General features: G+C 73.1%; 19 protein-coding genes and 1 pseudogene. 10 read left to right on the top strand and 10 right to left on the bottom strand.

The window, feature by feature from the left end:
• Nucleotides 1-56 precede the first annotated feature (56 nt).
• Together ACIP98_RS19180 and ACIP98_RS19175 are read right to left on the bottom strand one after the other, a co-directional pair.
• Nucleotides 57-908, bottom strand: coding sequence for an MBL fold metallo-hydrolase (locus ACIP98_RS19180; RefSeq protein ID WP_401976974.1), 852 nt, complete (start codon nt 906-908; stop codon nt 57-59).
• A 34-nt stretch (nt 909-942) separates the two neighbouring features.
• Nucleotides 943-1,932, bottom strand: a complete 990-nt coding sequence (locus ACIP98_RS19175) for a zinc-binding alcohol dehydrogenase family protein (protein ID WP_401976972.1) — start codon at nt 1,930-1,932, stop codon at nt 943-945.
• Between the two features lie 165 nt (nt 1,933-2,097).
• Between ACIP98_RS19175 and ACIP98_RS19170 the strand changes: the two genes are divergently transcribed.
• Nucleotides 2,098-2,727, top strand: coding sequence for a TetR/AcrR family transcriptional regulator (locus ACIP98_RS19170; RefSeq protein ID WP_319659283.1), 630 nt, complete (start codon nt 2,098-2,100; stop codon nt 2,725-2,727).
• A 231-nt stretch (nt 2,728-2,958) separates the two neighbouring features.
• Here ACIP98_RS19170 and ACIP98_RS19165 read toward each other — a convergent pair whose 3' ends face one another.
• Nucleotides 2,959-3,456 carry a winged helix-turn-helix domain-containing protein gene (locus ACIP98_RS19165; protein WP_319659284.1) on the bottom strand — a complete coding sequence of 166 codons (498 nt, stop codon included), beginning with the start codon at nt 3,454-3,456 and terminating at the stop codon, nt 2,959-2,961.
• Nucleotides 3,457-3,614: 158 nt separating this feature from the next.
• Here ACIP98_RS19165 and ACIP98_RS19160 point away from each other — a divergent pair, with 158 nt between their 5' ends.
• From ACIP98_RS19160 to ACIP98_RS19150, 3 genes are all read left to right on the top strand, one after another.
• Nucleotides 3,615-4,442: a methyltransferase domain-containing protein gene (locus ACIP98_RS19160; protein ID WP_401976970.1), complete on the top strand. Its 828-nt coding sequence runs from the start codon at nt 3,615-3,617 to the stop codon at nt 4,440-4,442.
• A 329-nt stretch (nt 4,443-4,771) separates the two neighbouring features.
• On the top strand, nt 4,772-5,551 hold the full coding sequence (locus ACIP98_RS19155) for a phosphotransferase (protein ID WP_319659286.1): 780 nt from the start codon (nt 4,772-4,774) through the stop codon (nt 5,549-5,551).
• Between the two features lie 291 nt (nt 5,552-5,842).
• Nucleotides 5,843-6,646 (top strand): hypothetical protein, encoded by an 804-nt coding sequence (locus ACIP98_RS19150; RefSeq protein ID WP_401976969.1) that lies wholly within the window; start codon nt 5,843-5,845, stop codon nt 6,644-6,646.
• Between the two features lie 65 nt (nt 6,647-6,711).
• Here ACIP98_RS19150 and ACIP98_RS19145 read toward each other — a convergent pair whose 3' ends face one another.
• The gene (locus ACIP98_RS19145) at nt 6,712-7,635 is read right to left on the bottom strand and encodes an SDR family oxidoreductase (RefSeq protein ID WP_401976968.1); all 924 of its coding nucleotides are present in this window, start codon (nt 7,633-7,635) and stop codon (nt 6,712-6,714) included.
• Nucleotides 7,636-7,721: 86 nt separating this feature from the next.
• Between ACIP98_RS19145 and ACIP98_RS19140 the strand changes: the two genes are divergently transcribed.
• Nucleotides 7,722-8,288: a TetR/AcrR family transcriptional regulator gene (locus ACIP98_RS19140; RefSeq protein ID WP_401976967.1), complete on the top strand. Its 567-nt coding sequence runs from the start codon at nt 7,722-7,724 to the stop codon at nt 8,286-8,288.
• 136 nt (nt 8,289-8,424) lie between these two features.
• A complete protein-coding gene (locus ACIP98_RS19135) occupies nt 8,425-10,461 on the top strand; it encodes a S9 family peptidase (protein WP_401976966.1) in 2,037 nt (678 codons plus the stop codon).
• A gap of 61 nt (nt 10,462-10,522) precedes the next feature.
• Here ACIP98_RS19135 and ACIP98_RS19130 read toward each other — a convergent pair whose 3' ends face one another.
• Complete coding sequence (locus ACIP98_RS19130) at nt 10,523-11,239, bottom strand: tetratricopeptide repeat protein (protein WP_319659291.1); 717 nt, start codon at nt 11,237-11,239, stop codon at nt 10,523-10,525.
• Nucleotides 11,240-11,323: 84 nt separating this feature from the next.
• Between ACIP98_RS19130 and ACIP98_RS19125 the strand changes: the two genes are divergently transcribed.
• Both ACIP98_RS19125 and ACIP98_RS19120 read left to right on the top strand, forming a co-directional pair.
• Nucleotides 11,324-11,935, top strand: coding sequence for a hypothetical protein (locus ACIP98_RS19125; protein ID WP_401976964.1), 612 nt, complete (start codon nt 11,324-11,326; stop codon nt 11,933-11,935).
• Between the two features lie 82 nt (nt 11,936-12,017).
• Nucleotides 12,018-12,866, top strand: coding sequence for a hypothetical protein (locus tag ACIP98_RS19120; RefSeq protein WP_401976962.1), 849 nt, complete (start codon nt 12,018-12,020; stop codon nt 12,864-12,866).
• Between the two features lie 57 nt (nt 12,867-12,923).
• Here the strand turns inward: ACIP98_RS19120 and ACIP98_RS19115 are convergent.
• Together ACIP98_RS19115 and ACIP98_RS19110 are read right to left on the bottom strand one after the other, a co-directional pair.
• Nucleotides 12,924-13,187 (bottom strand): annotated as a pseudogene (locus tag ACIP98_RS19115) (aldehyde dehydrogenase family protein); the annotation flags it as partial.
• Between the two features lie 507 nt (nt 13,188-13,694).
• Nucleotides 13,695-14,489 carry an inositol monophosphatase family protein gene (locus tag ACIP98_RS19110; RefSeq protein ID WP_319659294.1) on the bottom strand — a complete coding sequence of 265 codons (795 nt, stop codon included), beginning with the start codon at nt 14,487-14,489 and terminating at the stop codon, nt 13,695-13,697.
• Nucleotides 14,490-14,622: 133 nt separating this feature from the next.
• Between ACIP98_RS19110 and ACIP98_RS19105 the strand changes: the two genes are divergently transcribed.
• Nucleotides 14,623-16,251 carry a hypothetical protein gene (locus ACIP98_RS19105; protein WP_401976960.1) on the top strand — a complete coding sequence of 543 codons (1,629 nt, stop codon included), beginning with the start codon at nt 14,623-14,625 and terminating at the stop codon, nt 16,249-16,251.
• A gap of 37 nt (nt 16,252-16,288) precedes the next feature.
• On the opposite strand, the gene ACIP98_RS19100 is transcribed toward ACIP98_RS19105, so the two are convergent.
• Nucleotides 16,289-19,345, bottom strand: coding sequence for a helix-turn-helix transcriptional regulator (locus tag ACIP98_RS19100; RefSeq protein WP_401976959.1), 3,057 nt, complete (start codon nt 19,343-19,345; stop codon nt 16,289-16,291).
• Nucleotides 19,346-19,769: 424 nt separating this feature from the next.
• Between ACIP98_RS19100 and ACIP98_RS19095 the strand changes: the two genes are divergently transcribed.
• Nucleotides 19,770-20,690, top strand: a complete 921-nt coding sequence (locus ACIP98_RS19095) for an endonuclease/exonuclease/phosphatase family protein (RefSeq protein ID WP_401977004.1) — start codon at nt 19,770-19,772, stop codon at nt 20,688-20,690.
• Nucleotides 20,691-20,752: 62 nt separating this feature from the next.
• Here the strand turns inward: ACIP98_RS19095 and ACIP98_RS19090 are convergent, their stop codons facing one another.
• Both ACIP98_RS19090 and ACIP98_RS19085 read right to left on the bottom strand, forming a co-directional pair.
• On the bottom strand, nt 20,753-21,289 hold the full coding sequence (locus tag ACIP98_RS19090) for a winged helix-turn-helix transcriptional regulator (protein WP_401976957.1): 537 nt from the start codon (nt 21,287-21,289) through the stop codon (nt 20,753-20,755).
• Between the two features lie 62 nt (nt 21,290-21,351).
• Nucleotides 21,352-22,257: an alpha/beta hydrolase gene (locus ACIP98_RS19085; RefSeq protein WP_401976956.1), complete on the bottom strand. Its 906-nt coding sequence runs from the start codon at nt 22,255-22,257 to the stop codon at nt 21,352-21,354.
• Nucleotides 22,258-22,385: the final 128 nt, after the last annotated feature.

The following is a 22,385-nucleotide window of genomic DNA, read 5'->3' as shown; positions in this document are numbered from 1 at the left end:
AGGGCGGCATGACGATGCCCGACATCGCGCGGCGGGCGGCGGCGCCGCGAGCGGGATCACTCACCCAGCAGCGCGACGGCTCCGTACCAGACCGGGCCGGTGTTGATCCGGTCCGGATGGCGGCGCAGCATCTCGTCGTAGAACTCGCGCGCGCCGGAAGCCGTCCCCAGCAGCTCGGCCACATCGTGCAGATACTGCCGCGTCCGTCCGATGACGGCCGGGGAGTCGGGCAGGTCCCTGTTCTTGTGACCTGCCACGACGGCGGTCGGGTTCAGTGCCTCCACCTGGTCCAGGGCCCTCAGCCACGCTTGCAGACCGTCGTCCCCGCATTCGACGACATACTGGTGGACGCCGTTGTAGGCGACGTCCCCGGCCACCACCAAGCCGATGGACGGCACGTGCAGGACGGTGGTCGAGTCGGTGTCGGTGTGCCCCACCTCCACCGGACACAGCGCCCGGCCCTCCAGTTCGAGCCCGCCCGTGGGGACGGGCTCGGCCAGGACGGGGCTCTCGGGGATCAGCCCCGGCCACAGCACGTCCCACATCTGCTCGCGGCCCTCACCGGCCTGCCGGCGCATGAGCCCGATGGTGCCCTCGGTGGCGTGGACCGTGACCCCTGGGAAGCGCTTGAGCAGTTCGGCGGTGCCGAACCAGTGGTCACCGTGGCCGTGGGTGATGTAGACGTGGCGCAGACGCCTGCCGGACGCCTCGATCCAGTCGCCCGTCTCCTTGATCTGGTCGCGGGTGAACGGAACGTCGACGAGTACGGCGTCCGTCTCCCCGTGGATCAGCGTCGTGGTGATCGGCGAGGAGACGATCGGCCCGCCGTCCGGCAGGCGCTGCGCCCCGGCGCGCGGCGCGCCGTCCACGACGAGGGTGCTGTAGGCCAGGGGCTTCGGGGTGTTCACGGGCCTTCCTCCTTCGTTCGGGTACTGCGCGGCGTCACAGGGCGAGGAGTACCCGCCCGAAGGGTCCCCCCTCGATGAGGTGGCGCTGGGCCTCGGCGGCCCGCTCCAGAGGGAAGACCCGGTCGACAAGGGGATGGATCTCCTTTCGGGCGAGCATGTCCAGCAGCTTCACGTTGCCCGCGTTGATCTGCTCCTGGGTGAACATGCCGAACTGGAAGCCGCACACCCGGGCCGCCTTCCAGATCAGGTCGGTGACGTTGATCTCCGCCCGCATTCCGCCCGAGTAGCCGATGCTGACCAGGGTTCCGCCCCTGGCGAGCGCGCCCAGCGCCTGACCGGTGATCGGCCCGGCCACACCGTCGAGGACGATGTCGACACCCTTGCCGCCGGTGAGCCGCGCGACACCGTCGCGCAGCGATTCTGCGGTGAGGTCGATGACCTCGTATCCCGCCGCCCGCGCGAGCTCGGCCTTGGCCGTGGAGGTCGCGGTGGTGATCGCGAGGGACGCGCCGAGCCGCCTGGCGATCTCGACGCCGCCCTGGCCCACCGCGCCACCGCTTCCCGGGGCGAGCACGGTGGCACCCGGCCGGAACCCGGCCAGTTCGGTCAGCGCGAGCCAGGCGGTGAGGTAACCGGCGCCCGCGGACAGTGCCACGGCGCCGGTGTCGTCGATCGCCTCGGGAACGGGCACCAGGTGGGCCGGGTCGACCACGACGTAGTCGGCCCAGGTGCCGTCGGCCGCGATGCCGTAGCGGCCGCCGCTGATCATCACCCGGGTCCCCGCCGCCGGACCGAGCGCACCGGGCTCCTCGACCGTTCCCACGCCGACGCTGCCCGCCGTGACCGGGAAGGGCTTGACCGTACCGGGAGGCATCTTCCCCGAGCGCACGGTGTTGTCCAGCGGGTGGATGCCGGCCATCGCCAGCCGCACCAGAACCTGCTGGTCCTGGGGTACGGGCCTGGGGACGTCGGCCAGGCGCAACACGTCGTAGTCACCGAACCGGTCGTACTGGACAGCTCGCATCGTGATGGCCTCTCGAAGTCGGATCGTGGCGGATCAAAGCGTCGCCCGGCGGCCGCGACACCACGTCGATCGGCGCCGGCCCCGGTCCAGCCGGGTAAAGCGATCGCTTTCCTCGACGCTAATACACCCCGGCCGTCGAAGTAAAGCGACTGCTATACTTTTGCCGTGGAGACCGAGAGCACATCCGGCACCCGGCGCCGCGGCGGCCGGGGGGCGCGCGAGCGCATCCTGCGGGCGGCCGCGCAGCTGTTCTACGAGGAGGGCATCCACGCGACCGGCGTCGCGCGCCTGGTGGAGACCGCCGAGGTCTCCACGCGCACCTTCTACCAGCACTTTCCCACCAAGGCGGCGCTGGTGCAGGAGTACCTGAGCAGCTACGAGACGGGACTGACGCAGCGGATCGAGCAGCATCTGACCCGGGCGGGGCTCACCCCCAGGGACCAGCTGCTGGCCCTGTTCACCATGATCGCCGACGCCGCCCAGGGACCCTCGGGCACCGTGAGCACACGTGGTTGCCCGCTGCACAACGCCGCCGTGGAAGCGGCGGGCACCATGCCCGACGTACGGCAACTGGTCCGGCACAACAAGCAGGGCGTCACCCGGCAGCTCGTCGACATCGCCGCCCGCGCCGGTGCCGCAGACCCGGAGCAGTTGGGCCGCCATCTGGCCGTGCTCCTCGAAGGCGGCACCGCGCTGTCGACCTCCCTCGACAACCCCCACCCCCGCCATGACGCCCTGGAAGCCGCGCGCGTACTGATCGATCACGCGCTGCCCGCGGCCCGGCCCGCCGACTGAGGGCACGGCCGGGCCGTCCGGTGTGATCACCCGAACCCTTGCCCCGCCGGCCGCGCGTATCCGTCGCCCGTCCAGCCGCAGAGTCCGCGGCTTCTCGGTGCTCCTCTCGGACAGCTTGCGCAGCCCGCCAGTGCCGGTCGGCAGATGGGCATCACCGGAGGCGAAGGCGCCGAACCGTGTCTGCCGGAGGTCGGCGCCCGAGGCGCCGCTCGCCGCGGGGCAGCGCCGCCGTCAAGGCCGGTTCGGGTCGGGATGCACCACCATGAACAGCGACCAGGCAGGCGCGGCAGGGTCATCGGGGCGGTTGGCGAACTCCTCCAGCAGATCCTGGAGTCGGGTGCGGAACTCCTCCATCTGCGGTGGGGGCAGGCGCAGCCCCATCCTGGTGCCCTCGGCCTCGGCCGCGGGGACGAGGGCGAGTTCCTCCAGGAACGCGTCGAGCATCGAGCGGTCCTGTGCGGGGGCCTCGATGCGCCAGGTCTTGCGCGTCGACAGATAGGGGATCTCCCGCGCGCCGCGCGCGCCGCGCCGTACTTCCTGTGGTTCCAGAAACCCGGTGCGGACCAGTGTTCTGGTGTGGTGGAGCACGCTGGCCGGGTCACGCCCGAGGATCGCCGCGATCTCCTTGTTCGTGCGCGGCTCCCGCGCGCAGATACGCAGGATGCGCAGGCGGAGGGCGGAGGCGAGTGCCTTGGCCTCCGCGTCGGTCGCCGGCCGGCGTTGGGTCACGACCGGCAGTCTACTGAAGTGCCGGCAGGCCATTGAGGACCGGAACGCAAGTGATTGACAAAACCAAATCACTCCTCCAGGGTGCCACTGTGCTCTTCACGGGCCGGGGAGGACCTCTGGCCGATCCGCGCAACTCCCGTCAACGAACGAGGTCGACCATGCCGAACCGCCCCGGAACGACCGGCGGACCCGCAGCTCCCGAGACCGCCGGACGGGCTGGCGTCCATGTGCCCGGCCCGGTGTCCTGGATCAGTCCCGTCGAAGCTGCCCCGGGCCCCGGGGAGACGGCGAACGACTACGACCGCTTCGCCGAGGCCTACGCGGCCGAGAACGAGACCAGCCTCATCAACGCCTACTACGCGCGCCCGGCGATCGTGGACCTGGCCGGCGACGTGGCAGGCCGCCGCATCCTCGACGCCGGCTGCGGCGCCGGCCCCATCGCCGAGGACCTGCGCAAGCGGGGCGCCATCGTGGCCGGCTTCGACTCCAGCGCCGGGATGCTGGCGCTGGCCCGGCAGCGGCTCGGCGACGGCGTGGTACTGGAACGTGCCGAGCTGGGCGGCCCATTGCCGTTCGCCGACGCCGAATTCGACGACGTCGTCGCTTCCCTGGTCCTGCACTACCTGGAGGACTGGACGACCGCCCTGGCCGAACTGCGACGGGTACTCAAGCCCGGCGGCCGGCTCATCGCGTCCGTCAATCACCCCTTCGTCAGCCAGATGGCGGCCCCGCCCGGAACCGACTACTTCGCGACTCGCTCCAGCTCCGAGATGTGGGAACTCGGCGGCGCCGCACACCTGATGACCTTCTGGGACAGGCCACTGCACGCGATCACCGACGCCTTCACCGCAGCCGGCTTCCGGATCGACGTCATCAGCGAGCCTGCCCCGGCGGCCGGCGCCCGCGAACGCTTCCCCGAGGTCTTCGCACAGAAGCAGTCCGGCACATTCCTGTGTTTCCTGTTCTTCGTCCTCACCAGAGCCTGACCTCCGCGCCGGGGGCCGGATCGCCACGCCGGGGAGGACCGTCGAGGTTGCCGGAAGACCTGCCGGTCGTTCCTCGGCCGAGGAGACGCCGACTGGCCCTTGGCTGATCATGTCGCTGCCGCTGTGCCGTATTCGTGGCCACTGCTGGGCGAGGCGCAGGCGCTGATCAGCACAGCCCAGTGAGAGGCGCCGGAATCTCGGTGTCTCCGTGGGACAGGGGTGTCACCGGCAGACCGGCACCCTCAGCGGAGTGAGGCCGGTTGCAGAACCCCCTTGTCCTCCTGGTTGCTCCGCCTGGACCCGGGATCGGCCCGCGCGACAATGCACGGATGCGCGATCGGCTGCGGGCGTGGGGCGGGATCCAGGTCGTCGGGCCGCTGTCCGGCGGTCACCGCAACGAGGTCCTGGAGGTGCGGCGCGGCCGCCGGAGATGGGTGGCACGGCGCAGCAGGCGGCGGTCCGCCGCCCTGGAGTGGGAACTGGACCTCCTGGAGTACCTGGGCGCTCACGGTTTCACCGTCCCTGGCGTGGTGCCCGCCGCGGACGGCCGCCGTCACATCGACGGCCTCGTGGTCCAGACGTGGGTGGAAGGCGAACCACCCGCACCCCGGGACTGGCCTGCCGTCGCTGCCGAGTTGCGACGCCTGCACACCCTCACCGAGAACTGGTCCCAGCGACCCGGCTTCTGTTCCGCCACGGATCTGCTCCGGCGCGAACGCGGCGGCGACATCGATCTGTCCGTGATGCCCGAGGGGGCCGTCGCTGCCTGCCGGGAGGCCTGGCGGCAGTTGGAGGGCACCCCGCGGGCCGTCGTGCACGGCGATCCGGCCGCGGCGAACATCCGCGTGACCGGGGGCGGTGTGGGATTCCTGGACTGGGACGAGGCCCGTGTCGACCACGTCGACCTCGATCTCGCGGACCTCCCCGTGGACGCCCTGCCGCCGCGCCGACTGGCCCCGGCGCGGGCGGCCGTCCACGCCTGGGAGGCCGCGAACGGGTGGCTCGTGGAGCCTTCGTACGCGCGTCGGCGACTCGCGCAACTCGTCGCGACGGGGCGCGGTGAGGAGACGCACGGCCCCGGTGCGGAGGACCCCACCCCTGACGTGTGAGACCTTGCGAAAGCAGACCAACGGTGGCGTGGGCCGCGGGAGAGGTGACCCGACCGAGTGGTATCGCCGTGAGGACTGCACAGCGGAGGAGCCGGGCAGACGTCGCGGCAGCGAGCACTGCCGCCCACGGCACACCACCGCATGCGGTGGGCCCACGCAGTGTGCCATCGGCGGGCACACCACAGGCCTCACACGCACACGTTCGGGGTCGCTGTGGTACAACACCCGCCATTTCGACGAACGAATAGGTACCATCCGGCAACAACACCGGAACAAGGAGAGCGGGCTGACGTGTCCAAAGAATCCAACGAGCCGGGCATCACCACGATCCAGGACCGGGCGGCGGCGCGCGCCGCGCGCATCGCGGCCGACCTGGACAGCAACGCCCGCGAACAGGAAGGCGTCCGCGCTCAGATCAGTGAGCTGCAGGACCACTTGGCCAAACTGGGCCGTGAGCACGAGTGGCTGACCCAGTTGCAGAGCACCGAGCCCGCGGAGAGCGCCGCGGCCACCCGGCGGCACGAGGTGACCGGCGCGGCGGAGGCGACGCCCGAGGCCCCCATCACACCCACCGCGCCCACCGCACCCGTGGACGCCGTGGCGCCGAAGGCGAAGAAGACAACGCCGAAGACGACGGCCAAGGCCACAGCGACCACAGCGACCACCGCGACGGCGGCGGAGACGGTCACCGAGCCCGCGGTCCCCCGTCCCCGCGGGGGCCGCAAGAAGGCGCCCGTCCAGACCCCCACACGGGAACGCAGGAAGAGCGCGGTACGGGCCCGCAAGCCGGAGTCCGGGCCGACGCTGGTCAGCCTCCTCGAGGAGATCCTGTCCACGAGCCATGAACCCCGCATGGTGAGCGAGGTCGTCAACATCCTGACCGAACAGCACCCCGATCGTGCGGCCAAGACCCAGGTGGTCCGGAACACGCTGGAGGCGCTGGTCGCCAAGGGTCTCGCCGAACGCACGCGGAAGCAGGGCTCGGTGTTCTACACCCCGGTCGCTCCGGCCGGGAACAAGGCGGGCGCCAATGGCGACGGCCCCGCGGCGGCGAAGCACGAAGAGGTCGCCGAGCCGGCCCCGGCGACCGCCTGAGAGCGGCATGGGGGAAAGGACCCCGGAGCGGGCGCCTCCGGGGTCCTCGGCCGCCGGCCGGCCGGTCAGACGGTCGTGACCGGCGGGTGGAAGTAGTGGCCCTTGTCGAGGTCTTCGAGGAGGCCCGGCTGGGTCGGCTGCCAGTCGAGCAGTTCGCGGGTCAGGGTGTTGGAGGCCGGGACGTCGAAGGCGAGGAAGGCGCCCAGCCAGGCGAAGTGCTCGGCCGCGGCCTCCGGGGCCACGGAGCGCACCGGGACGCCGAGGTGACGGCCGATCACCTCGGCGACGTCACGGATCGCGACGCCCTCCTCCGCGATGCCGTGCAGCACCGAGCCGGCCGGGGCCTTCTCGACCGCCAGGCGGAACAGGCGTGCGGCGTCGAGGCGGTGGACGGCCGGCCAGCGGTTGGCGCCGTCCCCGAGGTAACCGGAGACGCCCTTGGCCCGGGCGGTGGCGACCAGGGTCGCCATGAATCCGTTGTCGCCGTCGCCGTGGCAGGTCGGGGACAGCCGCACCACGGATGAGCGCACGCCGCGGGAGGCGAGTGCCAGCACGGCCTGTGCCGTGGTCGCCCGGATCGACACCGGCGAGCCGTCGATCGTGGGCATGTCCCGCTCGGTCGCCACGTGCCCCGGCGCGAGTCCGGCCACGCCGGAGGCGATGACGAAGGGGCGGTCGGTGCCGGCCAGCGCGTCGCCGAAGGTGTCGACGGCGCGGCGGTCGGCCTCGCCCGCCTCCTGGAAGCCGCCGCTGAAGGCGATGTCGTGCTTGAAGGCGAGGTGGATCACCCCGTCCGACGCGACCGCCGTCTCGCGCAGCACGTCGAGGTCGTCGATGGTGCCGCGGACGACCTCCGCCCCGGCGGCGGTGAGGGCGGCGGCGGAGGCGTCGGAGCGGGCGAGCCCGACGACCCGGTGCCCCGCCTCGATGAGCTCGGGAACGACGGCGGAGCCGATCCAGCCGGACGCGCCGGTCACAAAGATGCGCATGGGAAGAACCCCAGACTGTTGATGTCAGTTGCTGTCATCGACGCTAGCACCTGATGTCAGGCACTGTCATCACGTAGGATCTGCGCATGGGCAGATGGGAGCCGGACGCGCGTGGACGCCTGGCGAGAGCGGCGTTGGAGCTCTACAGCGGGCGTGGCTACGAGCAGACCACCGTGGCGGAGATCGCCAAGCGGGCCGGCCTGACGGAACGGACCTTCTTCCGGCACTACGCCGACAAGCGCGAGGTGCTGTTCGACGGCTCCGGCACCTTGCAGGAGCTGTTCGTGGAGGCGGTCGCCGGGGCTCCGGAGTCCGCGGCCCCCATCGACGCGGTGGCGGCGGGCCTCGACGCCGTCTCCGCCGCGTTCGACGGCCGCCGGGAGCACTCACGGCTGCGGCAGGCCGTCATCGTGGGCAACCCCGAGCTCCAGGAGCGCGAGCTGATCAAGCTCGCGTCGATGGCGGCCGCGCTCGCCGACGCCCTGCACCGGCGCGGCGTCGCGCGCTCGACCGCGAGCCTGACCGCCGAGGCGGGGATCGCCGTCTTCAAGGTGGGCTTCGAGCGCTGGATCGCGGCGGCCGAGGAACGCGGGCTGCCGCAGTTGATGCGGGATTCGCTGGCCGAGCTCAAGGCCGTGACCGCGGGCGGCTGAGGCGGACGGCAGGTCACCGGCCCACCCCCGGCAGCAGCGGGGGCCTCACGTGCCGCGCCCGCCCCGAGCGCCAAGCTTTGCTCCACGCCTGACAAAGGGCTGGTGCGGGTCCGCCGCGGGACGGAGGATGATCCCCATGCCTGAATCCACTCCATTCCACGACCTGGCGGCGTTCATCGCGCTGCCCCGGGTCTCCTCGCTGGCCCTGTCACCGGACGGAACCCGTCTGGTGACGGCGGTTCAGGAACTGTCCAGTGACCGCACCCGCTTCATCGGCGCACTGTGGGAGGTCGACCCCTCCGGTGAACGACCGGCCCGGCGGCTCACCCGGTCCGGTCGCGGCGAGTCCGCCCCCGGGTTCCTGCCCGACGGCACCCTGCTCTTCCTCTCCTCCCGCCCGGCCGCCGACCCCGGTGAGGGCGCGGACGACAAGCAGGAGGCGGCCCTGTGGAGCCTGCCGGCAGAGGGCGGCGAGGCGTCGCAGCTGCTCGTCAGGGCCGGCGGGATCGACGGGTACGCGACGGCCACCGCGGCGGCCCGGATCGCCCTGGCGGCCGGTCTGCTGCCCGGCGCGGCGGATGCCGAGCAGGACGAGCGGCTGCGCGAGGCCCGCCGGAAGGCCAAGGTCTCCGCGATCCTGCACGAGTCGGTGCCGGTGCGGTACTGGGACCACGACCTGGGCCCCGCCGTCCCCCACGTGTTCGGCGTCCCGGACGCCGGCGCCGAGCCGTCCGTCATGGTGGACTGCGGTGCCCGCCGGATCGGCGGCTCCGGGCACATCGCGGTCTCCCCCGACGGCTCCCTGATCGCCTACACGGCGGCCCTGGGCACACTCCCCGACGAGATCCGCGACGCCGTCGTGGTGGTGGACGCCGCCACGGGCAAGCAGCTGCGGGTCCTGGAGGCCCCCGACGCCGAGTTCGGCGCCGCGGCCTTCACCCCGGACAGCCGCCACCTGGTCTGCGTCCGCGAGCGCCGGATCACCTGGGACAGCCCCGGCGACGTCACGCTGTGGCTGGCCGACGCGACCGACGACCAGGACCCCGGGCGCGATCTGCTGCCCGCCTTCGAGCAGTGGCCGGGCGCCCCGGTGGTCTCCCCGGTGCCCGGCGAGGACGGCACGCCGGTGGTCTGGTTCACCGCCGACGAGGGCGGACACGCACCCGTCTTCCGGCTCTCCACCGGCAGCGGCGACATCGTCAGACTCACCACGTCCGGCGCCTACTCCGACGTGGTGGCGAGCCCCGACGGGGCCACCCTGTACGCGCTGCGCTCGGCCGTGGACAGCCCGCCCGCGCCCGTACGCCTCGACGCCGCGGCGTCCGGGCAGGAGCCGGTGACGCTGCCGAGCCCCGGGCAGCCGGCCGCACTGCCCGGCAGCCTCACCGAGGTGCACACCACCGCCGAGGACGGGACGGCACTGCGCGCCTGGCTGGTGCTGCCGCAGGACGCCCGCCCCGACACCCCGGCGCCGCTGCTGCTGTGGGTGCACGGCGGCCCGCAGACCAGCTGGAACGCCTGGCACTGGCGCTGGAGCCCCTGGGTGGCCGCGGCCGCCGGTTACGCGGTTCTGCTGCCCGACCCGGCGCTGTCCACCGGCTACGGGCAGCACATGCACGAGCGCGGCTGGGCGCACTGGGGCGGTGCCTCGTACCAGGACGTGCTGGCGCTGACCGACGCCGCACTGCGACGCGACGACCTGGACGGCGAGCGCACCGCGATGATGGGCGGCTCCTACGGCGGTTACATGGCCAACTGGATCGCCACCCACACCGACCGCTTCAAGGCGATCGTCACCCACGCGAGTCTGTGGAACATGTACAGCTTCGCGCAGGTCACCGACTTCCCGGCCTACTGGATGCGCCGTCAGGGCGACCCGCTGAAGAACACCGAGCGGTACGAGCGGGAGTCGCCGCACCTGCGGGCGGCGAACATCACCACCCCCATGCTGGTGATCCACGGCGACAAGGACTACCGGGTGCCGATCGGCGAGGGCCTGGCCCTCTGGAACGACCTGGCGCGGTTCGAAGTCCCGGCGAAGTTCCTGTACTTCCCCGACGAGGGCCACTGGATCACCAAGCCCAACAACATCCGCCTCTGGTACGCCACCGTCCTGGGCTTCCTCGCACACCACGTGCTGGGCGAGCAGTGGCAGCGTCCCGACCTGGTCTGACGCTCCCCGCTGCCGGGGCCCGGTGACACCGGGCCCCGGCGGAGGCGCGCGCGGCGGTCCGTCAGTACGACGCGTCGTGCGGCCGCTCGGGGTTGACCGTGTCGCGTCGCTGATCCAGCCGGCGCGTTTCCTGGGTCGAGCGGATTTCCCGGAGGAACGCCTCGCTCTGAAGGGTCATCAGCGAGTTCAGCGCGTGCCGCTCCCTCGCGGGGTTGGCCAGACACAGTCCGTAGAAGTGGGCGGCGCGCTGGAGGTCGGCGTACGCGGTCCGGTACAGGTCGGCGACGCGGTACTGCGCGTACGGGTGGCCGGCCCGCGCGGCCGGCAGGAAGCACTCCAGCGCGTGGTCCACCGGGGCCCGGTCGAGTCGCACCAGGCGTTCCAGGTACATGTCGCCCAGCGCCAGCATCGCCTCGGGTTCGCCGAGTGCGGTCGCGCGCCGGTACCACTCGGCGGCCGCGTCGAAGGACTGCGGGATGCCGGCCTCGGGGCAGCCCTGGTGGTGCAGGACGCCCAGGTAGTACGCCGCCCTGGGCGAGCCGGGGTTGCGGCGCAGCCAGGGGACGGCCCCGGCCCGGTCCCCCTGGGTGAAGCAGACGTGGCCCAGCAACTCCCCCGCGAGCGCGTGGCCCTCGTTCGCCGCGGGCTCCAGGAAGAAGGCCGCGGCCGCGCGGTACTGCCCGCTGTCCCAGCAGTACCGGCCGATCTGGTAGAACTCCTCGGCCGTGGTGGGCTCACGCCCGTCCGCGGTGAAGTCGACCCCGTTCCAGAGCACCATGCCGCCGGCCCCCTCTCCCCTTGTCCTGCACGCTACCCCGGTACAGCCGTGCGGTGACGTGGGCGCGGGCGGGATCATGGACGCATGACGCACCTGCGAAGGGCCCTGCCGCTGCTCCTCCTGCCGGTGGTGGTGACGTCGGCCGCCTGTGGGACGGAGTCGGCGAACCGCCCCGAACTCGAGGCCCGGGCCCGGGCGCTGGGCATCGAACGGGACATGGTCTACGTGACCGACGTGCCCGGATACACCCTCGCGGCCCAGTCCGTCGGTGTGGTCGGCGACCACGGCTACGGGGCCTTCTCCTCCTCGCCCGGCGGCGGGATGATCGCGATACGGGTGGACGAGCGCAGGGGCGACCCCGTGGCCTGCACCGATCCCGACACCCGGCCCGCGACCGAGCGGGGGTCGTGCGAGCAGGACGACGAGAGCTGGTACCGCGCGTCGGGGACCGGTCATGAGTACGTGTTCCAGGACGGCGGACGGGTGATCCGGCTGAGCGGGGACCGGGCCGGTGTCACCCGCGACGTTCTCCGTCGGGCGGCGGAGCACGCTCATCAGGCGGACGACCGCGAGCTCGCCGGGGTACTGCCGACCGGCGGCGTCGGGCCGGGGCCTGTCGAGCGCGGTGATCTGCCGGCCGACGGCGACGGGGCGCCGCAGGACCCGTTCGGGATCACCGCCGGGACCAGCGGTTGAGGGACCGCGAACGGAACCCGGCGCAGGCGAGGTCCGTCTCAGGAACATCGCGGGAATCCCCGCACCACGTCCGGGGGGCCTCATGAGATCGTTCGCATTGCTGGGTGTGCTCTGCCTGTTCACCATGGGGTCGGCCGGGTGCGGGACCACCGTCGGAGCGGACGCGGCCGCACCGCGTATGCGGCAGGTGGCCGACGCCTGGAAGGGCACGGAGGCGGCCCGGGCGTGGCGGGAGGGCTATTACCCGTTGGAGGACGCCGTCCGGCTGCCGGACGGTGCCTTCCACAACGAGGAGGACAAACTCGCCTACCTGCACCGGAACTTCACCCTGCGCCGAGCGCTGCCGGGCAGCACGGCCCGGCACGGGCACATCCGGTGGACGAGCGGTGCGTCGCTTCCCGCCACGATCATGACGGCGCGACAGGCCTACGAGACCCTGGACCGCGACGACGACGGTCCCGGCGCCGGCGACGCCCCTCTGACCGTGACGGAGGCCGTCCTCGGCACGACGACCCTGAACACCAGCCGGGGTCCGGCCCGGGTCCCCGCCTGGCTGTTCACCCTCGACGGGTACGACACCCCGCTCAAGCGCGTGGCGGTCGCCCCGTCGAAGCCCCCGCGGGCCCCGGTCCGGTCGCTGTCGGAGGGAACGGACAGCGGGTCGCCGCTGTACGGACTCCGGTCGGTGGCCGAGGACGGCCGATCCGTCACCGTAGGGGCGGCGCACGGCGCCTGCGACGACGGTCCGACCGTCGACGTCCTGGAGACCCGTGACAGCGTGGTGCTCTCCGGCGGCGTCCGGGGCGTCGACGACGGTCCGTGCACGATGCAGTTGCTCGTCGACCCCGTGACGGTGCGTCTGGACCGCCCGCTCGGCGGGCGGCTGCTCCTCGACGCGTTCACCGGCGCTCCGGTCACGATGACGGGCTGAGCCGTCCGTGACCGTCTTGGGGCGCTGCTCCTCGTGCGGGGCCGGCGTGCTGAGGTCGGTGGCGCGGCCCGAGGCGCAGCGACCGCAGTGCGGGAGTTCGGCGGTCTGCACCGGACGGCAGTCGAGCCGGACCTCGCCCGCGATCAGCCGGCCGGCGAGGTCGAGGTCCGCGGACAGGTCACGGGTCCGCACGCTCGCCGGCGGCGCCCGCGGCACCGCGTGCGCCAGGGCGACGGCCGCATCCGGGTCCTCGGCCCGTTGCACGGTGAGCAGCGGGCCGAAGTCCCGCCCCGCCAGGCAGTCCCGGGCCCCGGCGGCCACCGATCACCCGGGCGGGGGCGACGCAGCTCTGACCGGCGTTGCCGGTGCAGGCATGCGCCGGCGGCGCACGCCGCCAGTCGCCCGGAACGGCGGTGAGGACGCCGTGACCCAGTGCCCCGGCGGCGTGCTCCGTGAGGCGTTCGAGGGTGTCGGGGGGGTCTCCGCGGCGGAGCCGAGGGCGGTCGCAGGGGCGACGACGGGTGATCCGCGTCCCATGGCAGGGGTACGGTTCACGAGGTCCCGGCCCAGTGAACGCCGCACGACGGGCGGCGGCGCGGAGCGGGGCCGCCCCAAGGACACCCCACAGGTCCGCCTCATCCGGGCGCTCCCGGCATGCACCGTCACGGCCGGCACCGCCGCCACCGCGGACTGCCCGCCCTGACGTCCGCGACCGATCCGGCCGCCGAACACCGGATGCGCACACCGCTGAGCAGCGCCACCGACGCCGAACGCCGCCGTCTGCGGGAAGTCTCCGAGCGGGTCACCAGGACCGCTGTCCGACCGCCCCTACCGGCCGCCGATCATCGCCAGCAGCGACGCGTGGGTCCCGGTGTCGGCGGCCACCACGAGTCCGCGTCCCGCCCGCCCGATCGGCGCGCCGTCGATCCCCGTGACCACGCAGCCGGCGGCGCGGCACACGGCGATGCCCGCGGCGAAGTGCACGCTCCCGGACAGGTCGCCGCCGTCGGTGACGTACGCGGCGCGCTTGCCGGCCGCGACCCAGGTGAGCGCCAGCGTCGTGGACACGACCCGGGGCCGGAACCGCTCGACGAACTCGGGGTGCGACAGCAGGTCCACGGCCCGGAATCCGGGCGCGCCCGGAAACGGCGGATCCAGGTTGACGTCCACCAGCCGGGTGGCGGCGGTGGGCGCCAACCTCGATTCGGTGCCGTCGCGCCGCACCCGGGCCGTCTGGCCGTCGGTGAGGAAGACCTCGCCGCTGAACGGGTCCGCGACCGCGGCGGCGCCGCCCCGCAGCGCCACGTTCACCGCCACCAGCATGCTGCCGACCGCGTAGTTGAGCGTGCCGCACAGGGGATCCACCAGCCACTGACGCGCGGCGCCGGCGGCGCCCTGGTGTCCGCCCTCCTCACCGAGGACCGCGTCATCGGGCCGGGCGGCACGGAGGACGCGGAGGATGGCCTCTTCCGACGCCACGTCGGCGGTGGTGGCGAAGTCCCCCGCGCCCTTGTCGATCCGGGTGAGTTGCCTGCCGTACATGGCGCGCACCACGTCCGCGCCGGCACGCGCCGCGGCTGCCGCGACCTCGGCATCGTCAGGAGCCACAGGTGAGACGGTCACGGCCCGCAGGCTACCGGGCGGGCCGGGCGGTCGTCGGCCCGATTGCGCCCTCGAATCCACTGTCGGGGCGGGGCTGTCGTCCGTACACTGACAAGTTGAAAACATTCGGGCATTGTCGACGGGGGGAACCGCCATGTCCGAGGAACAGCAGGGCAATCCGTACGGCAACCCCTACGGCAATCCTTACGGCAACGCGCACCAGAGTCCGCACAGCAATCCGTACGGGTTCGTGATCCCGCCCATGCCCTCCACCCCGCCGTCCCCGCCCCCCGCGCCCGCGGACGGTCTCCGGGCCGCGGCGGTCGCCCTGCTCAACCTCACCGGCCTCGGCCTCGGTTACGCCCTGCTGCGGCGCTGGGGCCTGATGGCCGCGTGCTGGCTCGCCACCGGCGTGCTGCTGCTCGTGGCGCTGCCCGCCGACCCGGACGGCGTGCCCTCCGGGGTGGTCGTCGGCTACCTCGTCCTCCTCGCGCTCGCGGCGATCCACGGCGCCTTCGCCGGTCTGCGGACCCGGCTGGCATGGCCCACGGGGTCCCCCGTGGCGATCGCGCTGGGCCTGGTGCTGCTGGCCGTGCCCGCCGGGGGCGTCGTGCTGTACGACATGGCGCGCGACGAGGCCACCGAGCAGATGCTCCTGGACCGGCTCGACCAGGCCGACCGGCTCGTCCGGGCCGGGGAGGGCCGGGAGTTCGGCACGGCGGAGGCCGGCTACCGCAAGGCCCTGCGCGCCTACCGCGACCTCAGGGCCGACCACCCGGACTCCCGGGCCGCCGCCGAGGTGCCCGACCGGCTCAAGACGTACTACACGACGGTCGGCGCCGCCTACGAGCAGAAGGACTACTGCGGCGCGATCCCGGGCCTGACCTACCTGCGGACGGTCCCGGCCAGCATCGGCAAGAAGGATCTCGGCACCCTGGCCGAGTGGCCCGACGACCGTCTGGCGACCTCGCTCTACGAGTGCGGGGCGCAGGGCATGGCCACGAACGCCACCGGATGGACCGGGCTCTTCGGCGATCTGCTCAGCGCCTTCCCCGACTCGGCGCAGGCGGCCGAGGTCGCACCGGCGATCGGCTCGGCCGTCGACAAGGCGGTGAAGGCCGTGGGCGGCTCCGACCCCTGCGCGGCCGTGGACCGGTTGCGCTCCCTCGGCACCCAGGTGCGGGGACTGCGGGGAGGCACGGCAGGCGTGGACGAATCCCTCGCCAAGCAGGCCGGCCGGGCCACGAAGAGCGCCGATTCCGGCGTCTACACCTGCGGGGTCGACCAGTACAAGGACGGCGACTTCGACGCGGCGGCGCAGACGATGAACACGTTCGTCGCCGGCCACAAGACCGACCGTCGCCGCGCGCTGGCCCGCAAGTTCGCCATAGCGGCGGAGGTCGCGAGCGAGGTGCCCGCGGCGGGCAAGCACCTGCCGACCCTGGCCTCCGGCGGAAGCATCTCCGTCACGATCAAGAACGACAGCCCGCACCCGGTCACCGTCTACTACACCGGCCCGGTGACCGGAAGCCTCACACTCGGCGCCTGCGGCAGCTGCACCACGTACTCCCTGCTGGAACCCAGTCTGCTGGGGTTCAAGCCCTGCCAGAACACCTCCAGGCACTACCCGCAGCGGACCATCCGGCTGCCGGTCGGCACCACGTACTTCCTGCACAGGTCCAGTGCAGGCCTCGGCACGACCCCCGCGACCGACACGGCCAAGCTCAAGTCCGGCTACATCTACACCGAGTGCGCCTACACGACGAAGGCCCTGGGCTTCTGACGCCGCGTCACGCCGGAGGAGAGTTCCGCCGCACGGGTCACAGGGGTGTGGAGAACCCGTGCCGGTAGGCGATCGCCGCGGCCTCGGTGCGGCCGGAGGCGCCGAGCTTGGCGAGGATGCTGGAGACGTGGGTGCTGGTGGTCTTCTGCGAGATGAACAGCTCTTCCGCGATGCGGCGGTTGCTGTACCCGCGGGCCACCAGCTCCAGCACCTCGGACTCGCGCGGGGTGAGTCCGAAGGAGGACAGCCCGTCGGTGCCCGCGGCGCCGCTCTCCGCGCGCCCGGACGCCGCGGCGGACGAGGGCTCCGGCACGGGGGCCGGGCCGGTCGCGCCGGCGGCGCCGGTCGTGCCCGTCAACTGCCCGATGTCGGACAGGAGAAGGCCCGCGCCGAGCCGGGTGGCGATGGCGTGCGCGCGGGTCAGACGGTCGTGGGCCTCGGCGTCGCGCCGCCCGCCGGCGAGCAGTGCCCGCCCCTCGCCGAAAAGCGCCCAGGCCGACTCGTAGCTGCGTTCGGTCCCGGCGAAGGCGGCGACGGCGGCGGACCACGGACCCGGGTCGTCGTCCCCCTCCGCGTGCAGCAACTCGGCCCGCAGCAGCAGGCCGTAGGCGACCGAGACCGGCAGGACGGCCTCCTGGCGTGCGGCGGCGCGGTGCAGACGGGCGAGGACCTCGGGTGACGCGCCGCCGGGCGCGGAGCGGCGCGCCGCGCCCTCGACGGCCGCGGCGGTGCAGAGCATGGGCAGCGCCCAGCGGACCGGTCCGTGGGTCAGTCCGGCGTCGTCGGCGCGCAGGAACTCGGCACGCGCGTCGGCGAGCCGGCCCTGCCGCGCCGCGATCTCCAGCGTGCAGTGGCTGAGCGCGACGAGGAACTGCGCCTGCAGTTTCTCGGTGCCGCGCAGTTCCTCGGCCAGGTCCAGTTGCGCCGCGGCGGCGTCCACCTCGCCGCGCAGCAGCAGGAGGACCGCGCGGCGCGCCTCGAACGTCCAGCGCGGCAGGCGGGCGCGGGCCAGGGCGGCCGCCTCGTCGAGCGCCGCGGCGGCCTCGGCCCAGCGGCCGAGCGAGACGAGGCTGAACGACCGGTTGGAGTGGACCCATGCCTCGCGGTCGGTCAGACCGAGCGAGCGGCACAGTGCGATGCCGTGGTCGGCCGCCGCCAGGGCCTCCTTCGAGCGGCCCACTCCCTCCAGGACCGACGGCAGGTTCTGGTTCACGCGGCCGGCGATGGTGAGTTCGCCGAGTTCCTCGGCCCGTTCCCGGACCGCGTAGAGCTCGTCGACGACGCTGCCGTCGGCGTCGGTGTCGGCGTCCAGCATGCAGCGCGTCAGGCGGGCGTGCAGGGCCAGTTCCTCGGCGCCCGCCCGGGTCGCGTACTCCACCGCCTCCTCGGCGTCGGCCCGGCTGCCGGGTCCGGGACGGTGCATCGCGCCCCAGTTGGCGACACGCACCAGCACCTCCGCCCCGACGACCGACGGCGGCAGGGCCGCGACCGCCTTCCGGGCGGTCTGCACCTCGTGCCAGCCGTCCCCCCGGCTCAGCCCTTCGACCAGACGCGAACGCTGGATCCAGAACCACGCGACGTACAGGGGGTGTTCCGTCTCCACCGCAGACAGGTCCTCCAGCGCCGTGTCGACCAGGTGCAGCGCCCGCTCGAAGTCACCGCTGTGCATGGCCGCGACGGTCGCCGTGGCTATCAGGTGCTGGTGGCAGGGGCCCTCCTCGCCGGGCGCCCCGTTCGGGTACGTCGCCGGGAACCGCAGCGCGGGCAGGTCCGCGCGGTCCTCCTGCGCCACCCGGTCCCACAGGTGCAGGGCGCGCTCCAGCAGGAACAACTGGTCGGCGTAGGCGCACCGGTTCCGCGCCTCCTCGGCCGCCGCGACACTCATGTACAGCGCCTTCACGTCGTCCTCGGCCGCGTGCCAGTGCTGGGCGAGCCGGCCGGTCAGCTCCTCGGCCCGTACGAGCGATGGGTCCGCCTCCAGCGCCTCGCCGTACCGACGGTTGATCAGGGCCTGCTCGCCGGGCAGCAGGGTCGTGCCGACCGCCTCGCGCACCAGCGAGTGCCGGAACCGGTAGTCCGTCCCGTTCGGTTCGGGAACGAGGATCTGCGCGAGCACCGCGGCGCGCAGCGCGTCGATCAACGCGTCCTCGGGCAGCCCCGCCACGGCCTTCAGCAGGGGGTACCCGATCACGGCACCGCCCTGGGCGGCCGTGCGCACGACCCGCTGGCTGGCCTCCGGCAGCGTTTCCAGCCGGGTCAGCAGGATGTCGCGCAGATCGTCCAGCCCCGTGCCGACGTGGTCGCGGTGGGCGCGGGCGAGCTCCTCCACGAAGAAGGCGTTGCCGTCGGACCGGGCGAAGATGTCGTCCACCACGTCCGGGTCCGGCGGCGCGCCGAGGATGCCCGTGAGCTGCCCGGTGACCTCGCCGCGGGAGAACCGGGACAGGTCCACGCGGCGCACCGACCGGAGCCGGTCCAGCTCCGCCAGCAGCGGGCGCAGCGGATGCCCGCGGCGGACGTCGTCGGACCGGTAGGTCCCCACGATCAGGAGCCTGCCGGTGCGTCGGGTGCGGAACAGGAAGCCCAGCAGATCACGGGTGGACGCGTCGGCCCAGTGCAGGTCCTCGATGACCAGCACCACCGGCCGCTCCGACGCCAGCCGCTCCAGGACGCGGGTGATCAGGGCGAACAGCCGCGTCATGTCGCCCTCCCGGTGCACGGCGGGCACCGGGAGCTCCGCGTCCGGCAGGACCCGCGCGAGCAGAGCCTCCTGGCCGGCGCTCGCCGCACGCACCTCGTCGCGGAACCGCTGCCACAGGGTCCGCAGGACCTCGGAGAACGGTGCCAACGGGAATCCGTCGCCCCCGACCTCGATGCACCCTCCGACTGCCACGACGGCCGCCGCCCCGGGCTCAAGTGCCCGCAGCAGTTCCTCGACGAGGCGTGTCTTGCCCACCCCTGCCTCGCCGCGCACGAGCACGGCCTGGGAGTCGCCGCCCTCCGCGGCACGGGCGGCCCGCACCAGTTCGGCGAGCTCGGCCTCCCGGCCCACGAAGACGGGGCTGACCGGGGTGCGTGCCGTAGTGGGGTTCATCCAGTCCATGCAAGGGTGCTGATCATGCCTTGTGTGCGCCGGGGACTGCGCGGGGGCCTGTGCGTGCGTGCCGCGGGGGTCGTAAGGGTGTTCTGTCCTGTCCCGTTCACGATACCAATGGCCCGGTCCGGCTCCGGCTGCCCCGCTCCGGCCGCCCGCGCGGCCACGCGGCCGGCCGGACCGGATCGACCGGCCAACATGCTCCGCCCTGCGGCCCGTTCTCCGGTTCGTCGCCCTCCGGCAGAAAGGCCGCGGCAACTGATTCCCCCGTCGGCTCGTCCTGAGGAGTGAGACGACGAGGACGGGCCATACGGTGGAACAGGCACGGGCGGGCGACGGCACGACGCCGACGGTCAGCGCGGCAGGGGACGCGCGCGGGGACGCCGCAGGCCCGTCGGCCCGGCCGCCCCGGGCACGAGGGCGCGTGGTCGCCGCACTCGCCGTGGTCACGGCATGCCTGCTGCTCTTCCACCGGGCGGTTCCCAACTCCGTGGTGCGGCTGGGCAGTCTGCTGGAGTCGTTCCTGCCGTGGCTCGGCCTGGCGGTCGTGGCGCTGCTCGTCCCGGCGCTGCTGCGCCGCTCGGCCACCGCGTCGGCGGCCCTCCTCCTGCCGGCGGCCGCCTGGACGTACGTGTTCGGCGGGCTGCTCCTGCCCGCGGCGGAGCCCGGCCCGGACCACCTGGTCGTGGTGCAGCACAACGTCAGCGACGAGAACGCCGACCCGGCGGGCACCGCCAGGGCCCTGGCCTCCGCCGGGCCCGATCTCATCGCGCTGGAGGAGCTGACGCCCCCGGCGCTCCCGCTCTACGAGCGGGCCCTCGCCCACGGCTACCCGCACCACGCGGTCCGGGGCACTGTCGGGCTCTGGTCGAAGCGCCCGCTGACCGGCACCCGGGCACTGGACATCAAACCGCGGGGGATCACCGAGGACTGGAATCGCGCTCTGCGGACGGTGGTGGACGCGCCGCGCGGCCGCGTCGCGGTGTACGTCGTGCACCTGCCCTCGGTGCGGCTCGGCCCGGGCGGCCTCGGGTCCGCCCGGCGCGACGAGAGTGCGGGCCTGCTGGGCTCGGCACTCGCCGCCGAGGAACTCGGGGCGGTCGTCCTGCTCGGCGACCTCAACGGCACCGTCGACGACCGCGGACTGGCCCCGCTCACGACGCGGATGAACGTCGCGGAGCGGGGCTTCGCCCTCAGCTATCCCGCCGCCTTCCCGATGGCCCGGATCGACCAGGTCATGGCCCGCGCCGCGACCGTCGGCCGCATCCGCACCCTGCCCGCGACCGGCAGCGACCACCTGCCGGTCGTCGCGCGCATCGCATTCGGTCTGCCCGCCGGGCGCTGAGAGCAGCCGGCGAGCCGCCGTGCACGCGGGGGAGCCCGGCGGCCCCCCTCGCGCGGACGGTGTCAGCCCTCCGCGCGGGCGGACCGGCGGGGGCGGCCGGCGCGCGCCTCGCGACGGCGGGGAGTGTCGACGGGTACGGCGGACTCGATGGGGTCCGCGGCGCGCGACCGGACCAGGAGCATGTCGTCGGCGGTCAGTTCCCTGCCGTCCGCCGCGGTGAGCGTCAACGGCTCCGGCTGCTGGCCGGTACGGGCGTCGATGACGCGGTTCATCGGCTCGTCGTCGTCGAACAGGTGCTTCTGACCCCACTGCCGCAACGCCGCCAGCACGGTGTGGAAGTCCCGGCCCTTCTCGGTCAGCACGTACTCGTGGGAGTTGCCGAGCCCCGACTCGCGGATCTCGAAGATCCCCACCGCCACCAGCTTCTGCAGCCGCGCGGTCAGCACGTTGGTGGCCAGCCCGATGTTCTTGCTGAAGTCCGTGAACCGCGTGACGCCGTGCATCGCGTCCCGCAGGATCTGCAGCGTCCAGGTGTCACCGACCTCGAACAGCGACCGGTCGATGGGACAGGCCGAATCCCCCAGCTCTCGACGCTTCATCGGTGACTCCCCTCACGGCTCACTTGCGATTGTAGAGCAAGGGTGTTCCGCGTCCGGCCGTCTCATTCCGTCCGCAGGTGCCCACGGAAGAACCGCACCGCCGCGGTCGTGCTCGTCCGGAAGCCGGCACCGGTGTAGGGGTCGAAGTGGCCGCCGGGCATGATGACCAGCTCCTTGGGCTCCAGCGCCCGTTCGTAGGCGCTCAGAGCCAGGTCGGTGGGAGCGACGGTGTCGTGCGTGGCGACCAGCATCATCAGCGGGGTCGGCGAAATCCGGTCGATCCAGTGACCGGGGTCGTACGACCTGGAACGCCGGTTGGACTGGAGCGTCACCCGGTTCTCCCAGACGCCCTCGGGCATGTCGTGCTCCAGGTAGAAGCGGATGGCGTCCGCGTTCCGGTAGGACGCGGTCACGGCCGGGTCGTCGCTCACGAAGGGTGCGGAGGCCGGCGCCTCCCCCCGGGCCTGGGCCAGTTCGTCCGCGGCGAACTCCGCCTCCAGGGAGCCGACCAGGTGCGGGGGTACGCGCCGCAGACTGCTCTGGGAGCCGCTGACGGTGGGCACCTGCGAGTAGACGGCCTTGATCCGCCGGTCCGTGGCCGCGAGGACGAGGGCGTGCCCGCCGGAGTAGCTGGTGCCCCACAGCCCGATCCGGTCGGGGTCGACCGCGTCGAGGGTCTGCAGATGGGCGATGACCCGCCGCCAGTCCTCGATCTGCCGGTACGGGTCGATGTCCTGGCGCGGCTCGCCGCCGCTCTCGCCGAAGCCGCGGTGGTCATGGAGCGAGACGACGAAGCCGGCCTCCGCGAGCTCGCGCGCGATCGGCTCGATGCCGTGGTACTTCGTGCCCCCGAAGCCGTGCGCCATGGTGACGGCCGCGTGCGGCCCGGGCCCGTCGGGCACGAACAGCCAGGCGCTGAGCACCGTCCCGTCGGGGAGGTGGATGAGCTCTTCCGTGCGCTCGACCATGTCGAGCCTCCTCACGTGGTGACGGTGCGGCGGTGCCGGGAGCGGCGGGGCGGGCGCGCCCCGGGATTCCCGGAAATCTCACTTGCAAAGAGAAAGTATCGATGTCAAGGTAGACATGTCACTTGCAG

Origin of the sequence: Streptomyces sp. NPDC088354 (genome assembly GCF_044753585.1) — a bacterium.
Lineage (GTDB): Bacteria > Actinomycetota > Actinomycetes > Streptomycetales > Streptomycetaceae > Actinacidiphila.
This window is presented reverse-complemented; position numbering and strand designations above follow the sequence as displayed.

What these genes read in the sequence shown, in the direction of transcription:
- ACIP98_RS19090 (WP_401976957.1), bottom strand. Translation starts at nt 21,289, where the DNA reads ATGAAGCGTCGAGAGCTGGGGGATTCGGCCTGTCCCATCGACCGGTCG.
- ACIP98_RS19125 (WP_401976964.1), top strand. Translation starts at nt 11,324, where the DNA reads ATGACGCACCTGCGAAGGGCCCTGCCGCTGCTCCTCCTGCCGGTGGTG.
- ACIP98_RS19160 (WP_401976970.1), top strand. Translation starts at nt 3,615, where the DNA reads ATGCCGAACCGCCCCGGAACGACCGGCGGACCCGCAGCTCCCGAGACC.
- ACIP98_RS19105 (WP_401976960.1), top strand. Translation starts at nt 14,623, where the DNA reads ATGTCCGAGGAACAGCAGGGCAATCCGTACGGCAACCCCTACGGCAAT.
- ACIP98_RS19145 (WP_401976968.1), bottom strand. Translation starts at nt 7,635, where the DNA reads ATGCGCATCTTTGTGACCGGCGCGTCCGGCTGGATCGGCTCCGCCGTC.
- ACIP98_RS19120 (WP_401976962.1), top strand. Translation starts at nt 12,018, where the DNA reads ATGAGATCGTTCGCATTGCTGGGTGTGCTCTGCCTGTTCACCATGGGG.
- ACIP98_RS19085 (WP_401976956.1), bottom strand. Translation starts at nt 22,257, where the DNA reads ATGGTCGAGCGCACGGAAGAGCTCATCCACCTCCCCGACGGGACGGTG.
- ACIP98_RS19155 (WP_319659286.1), top strand. Translation starts at nt 4,772, where the DNA reads ATGCGCGATCGGCTGCGGGCGTGGGGCGGGATCCAGGTCGTCGGGCCG.
- ACIP98_RS19100 (WP_401976959.1), bottom strand. Translation starts at nt 19,345, where the DNA reads ATGAACCCCACTACGGCACGCACCCCGGTCAGCCCCGTCTTCGTGGGC.
- ACIP98_RS19130 (WP_319659291.1), bottom strand. Translation starts at nt 11,239, where the DNA reads ATGGTGCTCTGGAACGGGGTCGACTTCACCGCGGACGGGCGTGAGCCC.
- ACIP98_RS19140 (WP_401976967.1), top strand. Translation starts at nt 7,722, where the DNA reads ATGGGCAGATGGGAGCCGGACGCGCGTGGACGCCTGGCGAGAGCGGCG.
- ACIP98_RS19175 (WP_401976972.1), bottom strand. Translation starts at nt 1,932, where the DNA reads ATGCGAGCTGTCCAGTACGACCGGTTCGGTGACTACGACGTGTTGCGC.
- ACIP98_RS19135 (WP_401976966.1), top strand. Translation starts at nt 8,425, where the DNA reads ATGCCTGAATCCACTCCATTCCACGACCTGGCGGCGTTCATCGCGCTG.